We start from the raw sequence: 14749 nt of genomic DNA on the forward strand, positions 1-14749 counted from the left end.
TCAAGCTCGATCCGACGGGTTGCCGGGCATCAGGTCATAGGGGTGCTTCCAACCGGGCTGTTCGGACAAGCGGGTCAGCCAGGCGTCGATATGGGGCCAGTCGGCACGGTCAAAACCGAATGGTTCAGGGTAATACAGATAGCCGCAGCAGCTAAGGTCGGCGTTGGTCACACCATCACCAACGATCCAGTCGCGGCCGTCCAGGTGGTTGTTCAGGATCTCATAAGCTGCCTTCAAACGCCCTTTATTGAATGCAATGACATCAGGGTTGCGGTGCTGCTCGGGTAGGAAATTGATCAGGAACCGCGTCAAACCTGCCATTGAGCTGAGTTTGTGATTGTCCCACAAAACCCAACGCAGAATATCGTAGTCTTCTTCCCGGTCCTTGCCACCGAACTTGCCGGATTTCTCCGTGACATAGGCCTGAATCGCACCGGATTGGCTGGTGTGAAAATCTCCATCGACCAGAACTGGTGCTTCACCCAACTCGTTTACGTCAGCACGATATTCCGGCGTACGGGTTACACCTTTGAAGAAATCGACAAAGACCGGTTCCCACTCCAAACCGGACATTTCCAGAGCCAAAGCAGCCTTGTAGCTGTTTCCACTTTCTCCGAAGCAATGAAGTTTGATGGTCATGTGCTCGCCCCTCCCAAGGCGCATGTGGCTAGGCCGGATTTGAGTATTTTTGAAAAGATGAAGGGCAGTAGGTAACGTTTCATCAACCATCTTCGTATTCAGTGGTCGTGCGGTACAGGCTGGAGAGCCGATGACCGCAAAAGGTGAAGTCGTTCCTGTCCTGATGGCGAGTGTGCCCGGTGGCAGGGACGCATCGCCGCTTCATCTTTTCACAAATACTCCCGCCGGAGGCGTCCGGCATTTAAATTAAAGTCGCCGATGAGTTTTCTCCGCAGCAGTTCACCTCTTCCGTGCCTCAAGTTCGGAATTGAAGATGCGCAGGCGGTGGGTCAGGTTCTCCTCATCAATCACGCTGTTGAAATTCTCGAACAAGAAAGACAGCGCCTCACCTTCGTCCAGACCGGCATCACGCGCGAACGCTTTGAGTTTGCGATACCCATCTTCAGTCATCGCAACCGGAAAGCGGCGGGTCAGGCGAAAACGTTTTGGCATTTGGTCTCCTCCGGTAAGCTGGGTCCGGGCGGTGTTGCCCGGACCCAGACTGAGATCAGAAGTTCGCCGCGTCCAGTGCCATTACCGTGTCCGCGCCGGTCTGGATGCGTGCCAGATGCATCGCTGTCGCGGGCAGGCGGCGGGCCATGTAGAAACGGCCGGTGGCAATCTTGGTCTCGTAGAATTCTTTGTCCGAGGCTCCACCATCCAGCGCTTCCTGAGCCGCTTTCGCCATTTGCGCCCACATCAGGCCCAGGCAAACATGGCCGAACATGTGCATAAAGTCATAGGAACCGGACAATGCGTTATTCGGGTTCTTCATGCCTTCCTGCATGAAATACATGCCAGCGGCCTGCAAATCCTTGGATGCGGCTTTCAGCGGTTCGATGAACGCCTTGTCGTATGCTTCGTTCTGGCCCGCGTTTTCCTTGCAGAAGGTTTTGACCATCTCGAAGAACGCCATGACGTGCTTGCCGCCATCCTGCGCCAGCTTGCGACCCACAAGGTCAAGCGCCTGAACGCCATTTGCACCTTCGTAGATCATCGCGATGCGGGCGTCGCGGGTATATTGCGACATGCCCCATTCTTCGATGTAGCCATGGCCGCCATAAACCTGCTGCGCCTGAACGGTCATGTCGTATCCTTCGTCGGTCAGGAAGCCTTTGATGACCGGAGTCAGCAGCGAGATGAGCCCGTCCGCATCCTTGTCTCCCGCGCGGTGCGCCTTGTCGATCATGGTCGCGCCCCATAGGATGAACGCGCGCGCGCCTTCGGTAAAGCTTTTCTGATCCATCAGGTTGCGACGGATATCTGGATGCACGATCAGAGGATCGGCCGGACCATCCGGGTTCTTAACGCCGGTCACATCGCGACCCTGCAAACGATCCTTGGCGTATTCCAGAGCATTCTGATAGGCCGCTTCGGCTTGCGACAGGCCCTGCATACCCACACCCAGACGCGCTTCGTTCATCATGGTGAACATGGCGCGCATGCCCTTGTGCTCTTCGCCCAGCAGCCAGCCGGTGGCTTCGTCATAGTTCATGACGCAGGTCGAGTTGCCGTGGATGCCCATTTTCTCTTCGATCTTTCCGACCGATACGCCGTTGCGTTCGCCCGGACTGCCGTCTTCGTTCACAATGAACTTGGGCACAATGAACAGCGACACGCCTTTGATGCCCTCGGGGCCACCTGGGATCTTGGCCAGCACCAGATGGATAATGTTGTTTGCCATGTCGTGGTCGCCAGCCGAGATAAAGATCTTCTGGCCTGATATCTTATAGCTGCCATCACCCTGCGGTTCTGCCTTGGTGCGCATCAGGCCCAGATCGGTCCCACAATGCGGTTCGGTCAGGTTCATGGTGCCGGTCCATTCACAGCTGACCATGTTGGGCAGGTATTTGTTCTTCTGCTCGTCTGTTCCGTGCGCCAGAATGGCCGAGGCTGCGCCATGGGTCAGGCCCTGGTACATGGTGAATGCCTGGTTGGAGCCCGAGAACATCTCACCTACGGCTGTGCCGATCACGTAGGGCATGTTCTGGCCACCATACTCTTCCGGCATGTCGAGGCCAGTCCAGCCCCCTTCCTTCATCTGCTCGAAGGCGTCTTTGAACCCGGTAGGGGTGTACACAATACCGTTTTCCAACCGGCACCCTTCGGTGTCGCCAACAACGTTCAAAGGATGCAGGACGTTGGCGGCAACCTTGCCTGCTTCTTCCAGAACTGCGCCGGTGAATTCGGCTTCCAGTTCATCATAGCCGGGGATGTCCGACTGTGAGACTTTCAGAACATCGTGCAGAATGAACTGCATGTCTTTGGTTGGCGCGTTGTAAACGGGCATGTGAAGCTCCCTTAATTCATATGTCCGGAAGGCAGTGCGAGGTTACTCGGCCGCCTTCTTTTCCTGTTTCATCGAGGCGATGACTTTCTCGCCCCAGCGCAACTGCTCTTTCAGATCGTCGATGGCCTGCGTCAGCTCTTCGCGGCGCGATTCCATGTCAGCCAGACGCTCGCACGCGATTTCATAAGTGCGATTCATCTGGGTGACCTGTTGATCGCCCACGTGGTAGAGATCCAGCAGCTGTCGAATTTCCTCGAGGCTGAACCCAAATCTTTTGCCGCGCAGGATCAGCTTCAGCCGCGCCCGGTCACGTTTGGTGAACAGACGTTTTTGGCCTTCGCGGATCGGGAACAGCAGTTCCTTTGCCTCATAGAACCGCAAGGTGCGTGGTGTGACATCATAGGTCTCGCACATCTCGCGGATGGTCATCACATCTTCGGTCATTCGTCATACTCTCGTCACTGGCGTCATGAGACATGAGTTGCGCAGTTGGTGGGTGCTTTACAACATGTGAGTGACGTTTACGTAATCCAGACGCTGCGTCACTTTGAAGTTGACGTAACATCCGTGCACGTAAGGGCCTTTCGGCGTAATTTTGTTACCGTTACGTCAACTGATTTCCGGCATGAATAAACGGGTGCCTTGAAGGGGATGCGCACCGGTTTCGACAGGTTCTGCCACCTGCAATGCTTGATTATGAAATATCGGAAAAGGTTATTCCAGCGACTTGGCCGTTTGGTCGCGCAGGCTTTTGAGTTCGTCCATTGCCTCATCCAATTGCTGGCGCTGCTGCTGAAGTTCACTCATCTGGCGGTCTGCCATTTCGACGAAGGTGGCCATTTGCGCCTCGTTGCCCTGATCTTCATAGATCAAAAGCCACTGGCGAATCTCTTCTAGAGGAAAACCAAACTTTCGGCCGCGCATGATCAGTTTCATCCGCGCGCATTCCCGGGCCCCGTAAAAGCGCGAACGCCCTTCGCGGTCCGGTTGCAAAAGCTCGATATATTCGTAGTAGCGCAGGGTGCGCGGCGTCACGTCAAACTCGGCGCACATTTCTTTGAATGACAAACGGTTGTTGGACATTCCCGGTCTCCTCGTCAGCAACCTAGGCGGTCCCGATCCCAAGCGCAACAGGTAGGCTTGCTCTTTACCGGAACACCGGCTCATAAAGGCGGTGCAGAGAACAGGACGCATACTTATGGTCGATAAGACAGTTTTAGCCCGCCAGTTTATCGAGGCGATCCCCCATGCGCGGGCATTGAACCTTACGCTCACGCAGATCGGCGAGGGTGAGGCAGAGATAACTCTGCCCTACAACAAAGACCTGATCGGGGATCCGCGTACAGGGGTGATTCATGGGGGAGCGATATCCACGATTCTGGACACCTGTTGTGGCGCTGCGGTGATGAGCCACCCATCGGCCCCCGGAGGAACCGCAACAATCGATCTGCGGATAGACTATATGCGCGCGGCGACGCCAGGTCAGACGATTACTGCACATGCCGTCTGTCACCATATCACGCGAAACGTTGCCTTCGTGCGGGCCACCGCAATGGACAACGACACAGACCTGCCGGTGGCGACAGCCTCAGGGTCCTTTACGGTTGAAGGGAAGTAATATGCCAAGACCTCGTCCCGAGCCGATGCAGGTGGTCAAGCAGCGCCGCGATGCAGCCCTGCGTGCGCTTGTCGACGGCGTACCGTATATACGTTTCCTGAACATCAGTTTTGACAGGCGCGGGGATGAGCTGACCGGCGTTTTGAATTTCGATGACAAGCTGATCGGCAATCCGTTTCTGCCTGCAATTCATGGCGGCGTGACCGCTGCCTTTTTGGAGGTAACAGCGGTTATCACGCTGAGCTGGGAACACATGTTCCCAAGTATTGAAAGCGGAGAGATCGATGCAGAGGCAATCGTGTCAGACGAAAGCATCCGGTTTCCCAAGACAATCGACTTTACCGTCGACTATCTGCGTTCGGGCTTGCCGCGAGACGCCTATGCGCGGGCATTTATCAGCCGGTCAGGGCGGCGTTACGCTTCGGTACGGGTTGAAGCCTGGCAGGACAACCATGCGAAACTGTTTGCGCAGGCCTCCGGGCATTTCCTGATGCCGCAACCGCCTCGGGGCAAGAGCTGACCATGCAGGACGCCTCGGCGCCCATCACGCATCGACGGGTGCTGAAGATCGCTGTGCCGATTGTCCTGTCGAACGCCACCGTTCCGATTCTGGGGGCAGTTGATACCGGCGTTGTCGGCCAGTTGGGGCAGGCAGCGCCTATTGGTGCGGTCGGGATCGGTGCGGTGATCCTGTCAACGATCTACTGGATCTTCGGTTTCTTGCGGATGGGAACCACCGGGATGGCGGCGCAGGCACGCGGGGCAGGTGACGCTGTTGAAACCTGGGCATTGCTGATGCGCGGCCTGATGCTTGGCGGCGCGGCTGGGCTGTTCTTTATCCTTACACAAGTGGCCGTGTTCGCGGGTGCGTTCGCTTTATCTCCGGCGAGCCCCGAGGTCGAAACGCTCGCCCGCGCCTATCTTGAGATTCGAATTTGGGGGGCGCCAGCAACTATCGCGCTTTATGCGGTTACCGGATGGTTGATTGCGGTTGAACGCACGCGTGGGGTTTTTGTTCTTCAGGTCTGGATGAACGGATTGAACATCGTTCTGGATCTATGGTTCGTGCTTGGTCTTGGCTGGGGTGTCGAAGGGGTTGCCATTGCCACTTTGATTGCGGAATGGACCGGTCTGGCGCTGGGCCTTTGGCTGTGTCGGGATGGGTTCAAAGACGGAATCTGGCGCGACTGGGCTCGCATATTTGATGCCGCTCGGCTGCAACGGATGTTGCAGGTCAACGGCGATATCATGATCCGGTCGGTTTTGCTAACCGGATCCTTCACGACTTTTCTTTTCGTCGGTTCGGATCTGGGTGATGTCAATCTGGCGGCCAATCAGGTCTTGCTTCAGTTTCTTGAAATCACGGCTTTCGCGCTGGACGGGTTCGCCTTTTCCGCCGAGGCGCTGGTCGGAAGCGCGGTGGGTGCCAGAGACAGGTATCAGGTGCGCCGCGCGTCTGTCATGACCTCGCAATGGGGTGTTGGGGGTGCCCTGTTACTGGGTGTGGTTTTCTTTGTCGCCGGACCGGCGTTGATCGACCTCATGTCAACATCGCCGCAGGTGCGCGAGGCCGGGCGCGAGTTTCTTGTCTGGGCCGCGTTGGCACCCGTTATCGGCGTGGCAAGCTGGATGTTTGACGGCATCTACATAGGTGCAACATGGACCCGGGCCATGCGTAGGGCGATGTTCCAATCGGTCGCTATCTATCTGGTTGCGCTGTTCATTCTGGTGCCAAGTTTCGGAAATCACGGCCTGTGGGCCGCGTTGATGGTGCTTAACATCGCACGTGGCGTGACTTTGGGGTGGCGCTATCCCAAGCTCGAGGCGCAGGTGGCCTAGAGCAGCGTAAGAAGGTTTTCCGGTGGACGCCCGATGGCAGCCTTATCGCCCGCAATGGCAAGCGGACGTTCAATCAGGATCGGGTTTTCAGCCATGGCCCGGATCAGGGCGTCGTCTGGCGAGGTCTTTGTCAGCCCCAGTTCCTTGAACCGGGATTCTCCGGTGCGCATCATCTCAACGGGCGAAAGCCCCAATGCGGATTGTGCCGCTCGCAGCTCATCGATTGATGGTGCATCCTCAAGATATTTGCGCACCGTGACCCGTGCGCCATTCTCTTCCAGCAACGCAAGTCCGGCGCGGGATTTTGAACAGCGCGGGTTGTGCCAATATTCGATCATAGCCAGTCCTCTCGTTTGCTGCCGACGGCTTGGGCTACATTCTCAATGCCGTCGCGGGCCAGCAGTTCATCGAGCCCGTTCGCAATGTCAGCCGCCAGAGAAATGCCGCCATACACCATCGCCGTATAGAACTGCACAGCAGATGCCCCGGCGCAGATCTTGGCATAGGCCTGTTCCGCATTGCTGATGCCACCCACGCCGATCAGGGGAATGTCACCCCCGGTCAACTGGCTGAGCCGCGCCAGAACACGTGTTGATTTCTCGAACAGCGGTGCGCCGGACAGTCCGCCGGTTTCACCTTTGTGCGAACTGCGCAACCCGTCACGCGACAGGGTGGTGTTGGTGGCGATCACGGCATCCACACGGGTCTCGCGCGCAACATCGGCAATGTCCTGCAACTCGGCATCGGTCAGGTCCGGCGCGATTTTCAGGAAGATGGGCAGTGGGCGAGGCAGCGCATCACGGGTTTCAATCACACCGTTCAAAAGCGCGCTTAGCGCCGCCTTGCCCTGCAAATCCCGCAGCTTTTCCGTATTCGGGGATGACACGTTGACCGTGGCAAAATCCAGATGCGCGGCACAATGCGCCAGCACCTTTACGAAATCACCCGCGCGATCCTCGCTGTCCTTGTTGGCGCCCAGATTCAGGCCGATCACCGCATTTTGGGGGCGATCAGCAAGCCGTTTTGCCATCACCTCCATGCCTTCGTTGTTGAAGCCAAAACGGTTGATCGCTGCTTTGTCTTCGGTCAGGCGAAACAGGCGTGGTTTAGGGTTTCCCGGTTGCGGGCGTGGTGTGACAGCCCCGACTTCGATGAAACCAAATCCAGCGCGTGACAGGGGTGCCAAAACCTCACCGTTCTTGTCGAAGCCCGCGGCCAATCCTACCGGGTTAGGCAGGTCCAACCCGGCTAGGCTGGTTTTCAGACGCGGTGTTGTCACCGGCCCCGGCGCAGGCGCAAGCCCCGCCTTCAAAGCCCTGATCGACATCCCGTGGGCGGTTTCGGGGTCCATGCAGTGCAGGGCCGCAAGCCCGAACTTCTCGGTCAGTTTCATCCGAACGCTTTCCCGCTTTTGCTTGATCCGCACCGGATCAGGCGCGAGGTTTCTACCGCAGCCTGCCGATGGACCACCGCCGCCCGGTAGGCCGGATCAGTCACCATTTCCAGAAACGCATATGCAGTCGGATAGCGTGCGATAAAGACGGCATCCCATACCTCATCAGCCGGTCCGATCAGAGTCGTTTCAAATGCACCCCGCCACAGGATGCATGCCCCGATACGGCCAATGATTGGGGCGGTTTCAACCCCGTATTTCTGATAGGCCTGCGCCCCGGTCAACCCTGCGCCCGCCAATTCATGTGATTTGGGATACTGCGCCTCGGCGCGGAACTTCACCAGATTGAGCATTTCGATCGGCTGGTCGCGGTCCAGGGCCTTGAACGCCTCGAACTGGCCGCGATCCGGATCGACATAAGATATCATGCCATGTCCTCGGGAAACTGATGTGCCGTGCCGACAAAAGGCAGGGGTCGCGCCCAGACAACGTCGCTTAACCTGATCTGACGATACAGATGTGGAAACAGGGCGTCTCCTCGCGACACTTCCCATTTCAGGTCATCGCCCATGGCATCGGCATCACAGGCCAACAGCGTAAGCCCTTCAACGCCCGCAAAATGCTTGGCGGCGGTTTCAGCAGCTTGTTCAGCGGTGGAAAAGTGAACAAACCCGTCTGACACGTCAATGGGTGCTCCGTCTGTGGTGCCCAGACTTTGCAGTTCAGCCCATTCGACGGCTCGGAAAATCTTGTAGATCAGCATGATGACCTGATGCCCCGCACGGCGCTTGGAATCAAGCTGGATTTCTCCTTTGACTCTCGGTCGACATCAGCGCACGATCCCCGGCAATAATAACAGGGAGTTCCAAGATGTTGACCCGATTTTTAACTTCGGTCGCGGTGCTGGGCCTGACGGCGGGTGCCGCAGCAGCCGATTACAAGCTGACAATTCTGCACACCAACGATTTCCATTCGCGCTTTGAGCCGATCAACAAATACGACAGCGGATGCGGTGCGGAAGACAATGCAGAAGGTAAGTGCTTTGGCGGATCGGCGCGCCTTGTTACGGCAGTTGCCGATGCGCGCGCACGGGCAGAAAACTCGATTCTGGTGGATGGAGGTGACCAGTTCCAGGGGTCCCTTTTCTATACCTACTACAAGGGCAAGGTCGCGGCGGAGTTCATGAACAAGCTGGGCTATAACGCCATGACCGTTGGCAACCACGAGTTTGATGACGGCCCTGAAGTGTTGCGGGGGTTCATCGACTCGGTCGACTTCCCGGTTCTGATGTCCAACGCTGATATTCGCGACGAAGAGCTTTTGACGGACAGGATCAAGAAAGCGACCGTTATCGAAGTAGGCGGCGAGAAGATCGGCCTGATCGGCCTGACCCCAATCGACACGGATGAGCTTGCCTCGCCCGGCCCCAACGTCACGTTTTCGGACCCGGTGCCAGCTGTGCAGGCCGAGGTCGATAAACTGACAGGTGAGGGTGTCAACAAGATCATCGTTCTCAGCCATTCCGGCTATGGCGTCGATCAGCGTGTCGCGCAAGAGACGACTGGTGTTGACGTGATCGTCGGCGGGCATTCGAACACGTATCTTTCGAATGTGTCGGATAAGGCGGCAGGTCCGTACCCAACAGTGGTAAACGGCGTACAGATCGTTCAGGCCTATGCTTATGGCAAGTTTCTGGGCGAATTGAACGTTACTTTCGATGACGATGGCAAAGTGGTCGAGGCAGCTGGCGAGCCTTTGATCATGGACAACGCAGTGACCGAGGATCAGGCCGCGCTGGACCGGATTGCGGAACTGGCGGTGCCTTTGGATGAAATCCGCAACAAGGTTGTTGCAAGCGCTGCAGAAGCCATTGAAGGGGATCGCTCAATTTGTCGCGTGCAGGAATGTCAGATGGGCAACCTGGTTGCCGATGCGATGCTGGCGCGCGTGGCGGATCAGGGCGTTCAGATCGCGATTGCCAATTCGGGTGGATTGCGGGCGTCCATAGACCCCGGTGATGTGACCATGGGCGAGGTTCTGACTGTGTTGCCATTCCAGAATACACTGTCGACCTTTGAAATCAGCGGACAGGGTGTCATTGACGCGCTTGAGAATGGTGTAAGTCAGGTGGAAGAAGTAAAAGGTCGCTTCCCGCAGGTCGCCGGCCTAAGCTTCACTTGGGATCCAAGCGTTGCGCCGAACGAGGGACGCGTCAGCGAGGTAATGGTTGCCGAGGGTGACGGTTTTGTTCCGATCGATCCGAACAAGACCTACCTGGTCGTCACCAACAACTACGTCCGCAACGGCGGTGACGGGTACAAGATGTTCGAAGGCGACGACAAGAACGCCTATGACTTCGGCCCGGACCTTGCGGATGTCACCGCGGAATACCTGGCGGAAAATGCGCCCTATCAGCCCTATGTCGACGGGCGTATCAAACAGAAGTAACTGTGTTCATAGAAAAGACAAAAGCCGCATCCTCGTGATGCGGCTTTTTTGTTTTTTTGGGAACCGATCAGCTGAAATCGTATTCCGGCCAGAGCGCGGTTGACCCAGTACGAATATTGGTATCGGTTCCTAATAAAAGTCGGAATTCGGTGCTTTAGCATTGTATCGGTGGTTCATTACTCATGTGCGGACGGTTTGCAGTAACTCTTCCAAACGACGCAATGGCGCAGCTGTTTTCCGCGCGCCCAGCAAATGCGCTACCTGTGGTGCCGAATTTCAATGTTTGTCCGACAAATCAGGTACATGTCGTGCGGAGTGGCGAAACAGGCCGTCATCTGGACGAGCTGCGCTGGGGATTTCTGCCACATTGGTACAAGACCGAAACAGCGGGGCCGTTGCTGATCAACGCCCGGGCCGAGTCCCTGGCGGACAAGCCCGCCTTTCGTGATGCCTGCCGGACGCGCCGCTGCCTGATCATAGCGACTGGGTTCTATGAATGGACAAAAACGAAACAGGGAACGCGCCTGCCTTGGTATATCCACCGTCAGGACAAAGCTCCGATTGCTTTTGCCGGGGTCTGGCAGGACTGGGGTCCTGAAGGCGAACGTCAGGGCACTTGTGCAATCGTGACGACGGCTGCCAACAAAAGGCTTGAGGTCATTCATCAGCGAATGCCCTTGATCGTAGAACCCAAAGACTGGCCACTATGGTTGGGTGAAGCCGGAAAAGGGGCCGCACGACTGATGCAGCCAGGGCACGAGGACGTGCTGACCTTCCACCGGGTCGATCCTGCGGTGAACTCGAACCGGGCCAGCGGGCCTGAGCTGATCGAACCTTATGACGCGTGACCTTTTCATTGGAAACGCGGCAAGCTAGACCTTCGGCATGGCTCTGAAATTTCCTGACCTGACCCAACTTTACGCGCACGGCTATGATACCGTGATTGACGTTCGCAGCCCTGCCGAGTTTGCCGAAGATCATCTGCCGGGTGCAATGAACCTGCCGGTGCTGAATAATGAGGAACGCGCCCGGGTCGGAACCATTTATGTACAGGAAAGCCCCTTTCTGGCGCGCAAGCTGGGCGCTGCTTTGGTATTCCGCAATGCAGCCAATCACATCGAACATCACCTCAGCCATCATGACGGAGCGTGGCGCCCCTTGGTTTATTGCTGGCGCGGTGGACAGCGTTCCGGATCTTTCACATGGATGTTGCAACAAATTGGGTGGCGCGCCGAAGTGGTCGAAGGTGGCTATCGCACCTATCGTCGATTGGTGAACGCTTATTTGTACGATGATCCCTTGCCACATCGGCTGATCGCGTTGGATGGCAACACGGGCACCGCAAAGACCGATCTTTTGGCTGTGTTGCAGGCACGAGGCGTACAGGTTCTGGATCTTGAAGCGCTGGCCAACCATCGCGGGTCCTTGCTGGGCGAAAGGCCGGGAGGGCAGCCCAGTCAGAAGGGGTTTGAATCTGCTCTGTCCGCTGCGTTGTGTGCAATGGATCCGGCGCGTCCAGTCGTGGTCGAAGCGGAATCATCCAAAATTGGCAGCTTGATCCTGCCACCCAGCCTTTGGAACGCGTTGTGTAATGCTCCGCGTGTGAACATCACGGCTTCGATTGAAGCACGTTCGGCCTATCTGGTGCGGGCTTATCACGACATCCTGTCTGACGGTGACCGTTTGCGTGACCGGTTATCGCCGCTGCGGTTCCATCGCGGGCATGAGGTCGTGGACGGGTGGCTGCGCTTGATCGATGCGGGTGAAAAACAGGCGCTGACACGGGCCTTGATGGAACAGCATTATGATCCCGCATACACCAAATCCCGGCAATCCCGCCCGGTGCAAGTGTTGGCCAGTCTTGATGTGGAAACTTTGGACAACACGGGGCTGAGCAACGCGGCCGCGCAAATTGAAAGCCTGCTGGATCAGGTTTGAAGGCGCAAACCCGGTGTGTCGGTCAGCTGGCCAATGATCATTGCCGGATATCCCGCGTCCAGAAGATCTTGCAGAAGGGTTTCGGCGTCCTTCGCATTCACGGCGGCCAATAAACCCCCGGCTGTTTGCGGATCAAAAAGCAGCGCCGCCTTGTCCCCGGACGGAAGATTGGGCGCAATCGTGCTGTTGTCGGCAAAAATCGTTGACCGGACCCCCTGATCCGTCAGCGCAAGCGCACCGTCCATCACATTTACCGCGTCCAGATCAAGCGTAGCGCCGCAATGAGATGCGTCACAGATGCCTTGCAGATGCCCGGCCAGACCAAACCCGGTCACGTCGGTCATCGCATGGGCGTTGGCCAAAATGCGGGCTGCATCGCCTTGGGGCTGTGTCATATGTTTGTAGGCTGCCGCGACCCAGGCCCCCTCGGCAAGACCGGCCATTTCCGCCGCCATCAGAACACCGCTTCCCAAGGGTTTGGTCAGGATCAGACGGTCCCCCGGCTGACCACCCGCCAATGTAATCGGGGTAGCTTCGCACAGGCCGGTCAACGTGAAACCGACCGTCATCTCGTCGCCCATTGAGCTGTGCCCGCCGACGATTTCCGCGCCCGCATCGCGCATGACGTCACTCGCGACGGACATGATTTCGGACATTGTGCGGCTTTGCAGGGCGGCAGACATGCGTGGCAGGATGATCGTTGCCGTGGCTGCCTGAGGTGCAGCCCCCATGGCCCAGATATCCCCCAGGGCGTGAATGGCGGCGATACGCGTCATAAGTGTGGGATCGTTGGTGAAAGCCCTCAGATGATCGGACGTCATGACTTGCCGCGCCCCGCCCGTTTGCAAAAGCGCGGCATCGTCGCCGGGCAGGGGGGTGACGTCGGTACGAGTAGGGGCGGGGAGGGATTTCAGGGCGATCTGCAATGCGTCGCGCCCGACCTTTGCTCCACATCCGCCGCACATGGGCTTTTCACCCAAAACCCCATCAAGCCCGGCGGCCCGGTCGCGCGGCAGAGCGGGTGGTGTCATTTGCGGCAGGTCGCGAAACTTGTTCATGAAGGTCTGGTCGATATGGTTCTTCCATGTCCACATCAACGGGCCGCTGAACGATGTTCCCAAACGCTCGGCCAGTGCTGACTTGCCACCCAGTGAGATCAGTTTGAGATAGTCTTTTTGCGGTGTGTATCTTTGCATCCGCCCCGCGCCGAGCCTTGCGCGCAGATTTTCGAACAATATTGGCGCTTCGCGCACCGCATAAACGCCAGCCTTCGGTCTGGGGTTGTCCGAAAGATGGGCGCAATCCCCGGCGGCAAACACAGCCGGATCACTGGATTGCAGGTAGCTGTTTACGCGGATGTATCCGTCATGAAGGTCAAGCCCTGTGTTTGCAATCCAGTCATGGGCGCGGGCTCCGGCGGCACCGGTCACGAAACCAGCCGGAATTGTGCGCCCGTCCTTTAGTTCCACGTGATCTTGCCCGATCCGGGTGATCACCGCGTTTTCAATCACCTCTACACCAAGGTCGTGCATTGCAATCCGGATTGTTGCCGCCGCCTTGGGTTTGGTTGCAGTCAGGGCCGCGGCACTATCGATCAGGGTAATCTGTGCCGCCCGCCCTCTGGCTTTCAACGCGTGCGCCATCGCCATGACCAGTTCGGCGCCCGCGACGCCGCCACCGATCACGGCGACCGCGGCTGGCCCTTGACCCTTTAGATACTCGGCCCATTTTGCGGCAAAGGGTCCCAACGGCTTGGCTGGCACTGCATATTCCGCAAAGCCCGGCAGGGCGGGCATGTCCGACGTGATCCCTACATTGACCGAAGCCACGTCGAAGCCTACCGGAGGATGCCCGGGGACGTGCACTTCGTGTGTTTCGGTGTCGATGCCGTTGACCGCCCTCAAGATCACTCGCGCACCTGCGAAACGGGCCAGTCTGACAAGATCGATATCCAGCTCCCACCGGTCGTAATGTCCGGCGACATATCCGGGCAACATCCCGGAATAGGGGGCGGTGGGGCCTGGGTTGATCACGGTTACCCGGGCGCCGGGCAAAGGGCTCATTCCCCATTTGCGCAGCAGCAGGGCATGGGTGTGGCCGCCGCCAATTAAAACCAGATCACGGGTCAGGGGCAGCGGAGATGTGTGCATTTGTGTTAATTCGCGCTGTGGTCCGGAACATCCTCGACCTGCTCGACCGCATGGGTGGCCCAAAGCTCATCCTCGCCAGCATCGGGCAGGTCACTGGGCAGTTCATGACGGTGAATGTGCCATTTTGCAATGAACAGGGCCGTGATCGGAGCCGTCAGGAATAAAAACAGCGTGATCAGAAGCTCGTGCAGCGACAGTTTGCCTTCCAGCAGAACGGAATGGGTGATCGAAGCCAGCAACACCCCGCCCACACCCAAAGTAGTCGCCTTGGTCGGCGCATGAAGGCGGGACATAGGGTCATTCAGCTTGATCATGCCGAAGGACCCGACAAACCCGAAAACACCCGAGATTATAAGGAAAACGGCGATCAGCAGCTCTGCAATGAATGTCATATC

The 14749-nt window shown here is 57.6% G+C and carries 17 protein-coding genes; 6 read left to right on the forward strand and 11 right to left on the reverse strand.

The features are described from left to right. The 5 genes from ACR0AP_RS00095 to ACR0AP_RS00115 form a co-directional block, all read right to left on the reverse strand. Positions 1-639, reverse strand: a complete 639-nt coding sequence (locus ACR0AP_RS00095; protein WP_480484256.1) for a glutathione S-transferase family protein — start codon at positions 637-639, stop codon at positions 1-3. Between the two features lie 279 nt (positions 640-918). Continuing rightward, positions 919-1131, reverse strand: coding sequence for a hypothetical protein (locus ACR0AP_RS00100; protein WP_209503252.1), 213 nt, complete (start codon positions 1129-1131; stop codon positions 919-921). Positions 1132-1186: 55 nt separating this feature from the next. Continuing rightward, on the reverse strand, positions 1187-2968 hold the full coding sequence (locus ACR0AP_RS00105; protein ID WP_480504523.1) for an acyl-CoA dehydrogenase C-terminal domain-containing protein: 1782 nt from the start codon (positions 2966-2968) through the stop codon (positions 1187-1189). A 42-nt stretch (positions 2969-3010) separates the two neighbouring features. After that, positions 3011-3412, reverse strand: coding sequence for a MerR family transcriptional regulator (locus ACR0AP_RS00110; RefSeq protein WP_209503256.1), 402 nt, complete (start codon positions 3410-3412; stop codon positions 3011-3013). Positions 3413-3682: 270 nt separating this feature from the next. After that, complete coding sequence (locus tag ACR0AP_RS00115; protein WP_267364662.1) at positions 3683-4051, reverse strand: MerR family transcriptional regulator; 369 nt, start codon at positions 4049-4051, stop codon at positions 3683-3685. 115 nt (positions 4052-4166) lie between these two features. Here ACR0AP_RS00115 and ACR0AP_RS00120 point away from each other — a divergent pair, with 115 nt between their 5' ends. Genes ACR0AP_RS00120 through ACR0AP_RS00130 form a run of 3 tightly spaced genes read left to right on the forward strand, consistent with a single transcriptional unit; the run spans position 4167 to position 6425 of the window. Then, entirely contained in the window at positions 4167-4586 is a 420-nt protein-coding gene (locus ACR0AP_RS00120) for a PaaI family thioesterase (protein WP_209503260.1), read from the forward strand. A gap of 1 nt (position 4587) precedes the next feature. Next, a complete protein-coding gene (locus ACR0AP_RS00125) occupies positions 4588-5106 on the forward strand; it encodes a PaaI family thioesterase (RefSeq protein WP_267364663.1) in 519 nt (172 codons plus the stop codon). A gap of 2 nt (positions 5107-5108) precedes the next feature. Beyond that, positions 5109-6425, forward strand: coding sequence for an MATE family efflux transporter (locus tag ACR0AP_RS00130; RefSeq protein WP_480504526.1), 1317 nt, complete (start codon positions 5109-5111; stop codon positions 6423-6425). On the opposite strand, the gene arsC is transcribed toward ACR0AP_RS00130, so the two are convergent. Genes arsC through ACR0AP_RS00150 form a run of 4 tightly spaced genes read right to left on the reverse strand, consistent with a single transcriptional unit; the run spans position 6422 to position 8581 of the window. Continuing rightward, complete coding sequence (arsC, locus tag ACR0AP_RS00135) at positions 6422-6763, reverse strand: arsenate reductase (glutaredoxin) (RefSeq protein ID WP_209503266.1); 342 nt, start codon at positions 6761-6763, stop codon at positions 6422-6424. The two genes, ACR0AP_RS00130 and arsC, sit on opposite strands and share 4 nt — an antisense overlap. Then, entirely contained in the window at positions 6760-7818 is a 1059-nt protein-coding gene (locus ACR0AP_RS00140; protein ID WP_480504529.1) for a quinone-dependent dihydroorotate dehydrogenase, read from the reverse strand. Before ACR0AP_RS00140 ends, arsC begins: the two co-directional genes overlap by 4 nt. Next, entirely contained in the window at positions 7815-8246 is a 432-nt protein-coding gene (locus ACR0AP_RS00145) for a DUF1330 domain-containing protein (RefSeq protein WP_480504530.1), read from the reverse strand. The genes ACR0AP_RS00140 and ACR0AP_RS00145 overlap by 4 nt, the downstream gene beginning before the upstream one ends. Then, positions 8243-8581 (reverse strand): DUF952 domain-containing protein, encoded by a 339-nt coding sequence (locus ACR0AP_RS00150; RefSeq protein WP_480504532.1) that lies wholly within the window; start codon positions 8579-8581, stop codon positions 8243-8245. Before ACR0AP_RS00150 ends, ACR0AP_RS00145 begins: the two co-directional genes overlap by 4 nt. A gap of 107 nt (positions 8582-8688) precedes the next feature. On the opposite strand from ACR0AP_RS00150, the gene ACR0AP_RS00155 reads away from it, so the two are divergent. The 3 genes from ACR0AP_RS00155 (at position 8689) to mnmH (ending at position 12204) form a co-directional block, all read left to right on the forward strand. Then, positions 8689-10266 carry a bifunctional metallophosphatase/5'-nucleotidase gene (locus ACR0AP_RS00155; protein ID WP_480504534.1) on the forward strand — a complete coding sequence of 526 codons (1578 nt, stop codon included), beginning with the start codon at positions 8689-8691 and terminating at the stop codon, positions 10264-10266. A 182-nt stretch (positions 10267-10448) separates the two neighbouring features. Beyond that, positions 10449-11114, forward strand: coding sequence for an SOS response-associated peptidase (locus ACR0AP_RS00160; RefSeq protein ID WP_480504536.1), 666 nt, complete (start codon positions 10449-10451; stop codon positions 11112-11114). A 37-nt stretch (positions 11115-11151) separates the two neighbouring features. Further along, entirely contained in the window at positions 11152-12204 is a 1053-nt protein-coding gene (gene mnmH, locus ACR0AP_RS00165) for a tRNA 2-selenouridine(34) synthase MnmH (RefSeq protein WP_480504538.1), read from the forward strand. Here the strand turns inward: mnmH and selD are convergent. Both selD and ACR0AP_RS00175 read right to left on the reverse strand, forming a co-directional pair. Further along, a complete protein-coding gene (gene selD / locus ACR0AP_RS00170; protein ID WP_480504540.1) occupies positions 12195-14354 on the reverse strand; it encodes a selenide, water dikinase SelD in 2160 nt (719 codons plus the stop codon). The two genes, mnmH and selD, sit on opposite strands and share 10 nt — an antisense overlap. Before the next feature lie 5 nt (positions 14355-14359). Then, positions 14360-14746, reverse strand: a complete 387-nt coding sequence (locus tag ACR0AP_RS00175) for a Na+/H+ antiporter subunit G (RefSeq protein ID WP_209597047.1) — start codon at positions 14744-14746, stop codon at positions 14360-14362. Positions 14747-14749: the final 3 nt, after the last annotated feature.

The sequence above is a fragment of the Ruegeria sp. AF7 genome, from assembly GCF_056541885.1.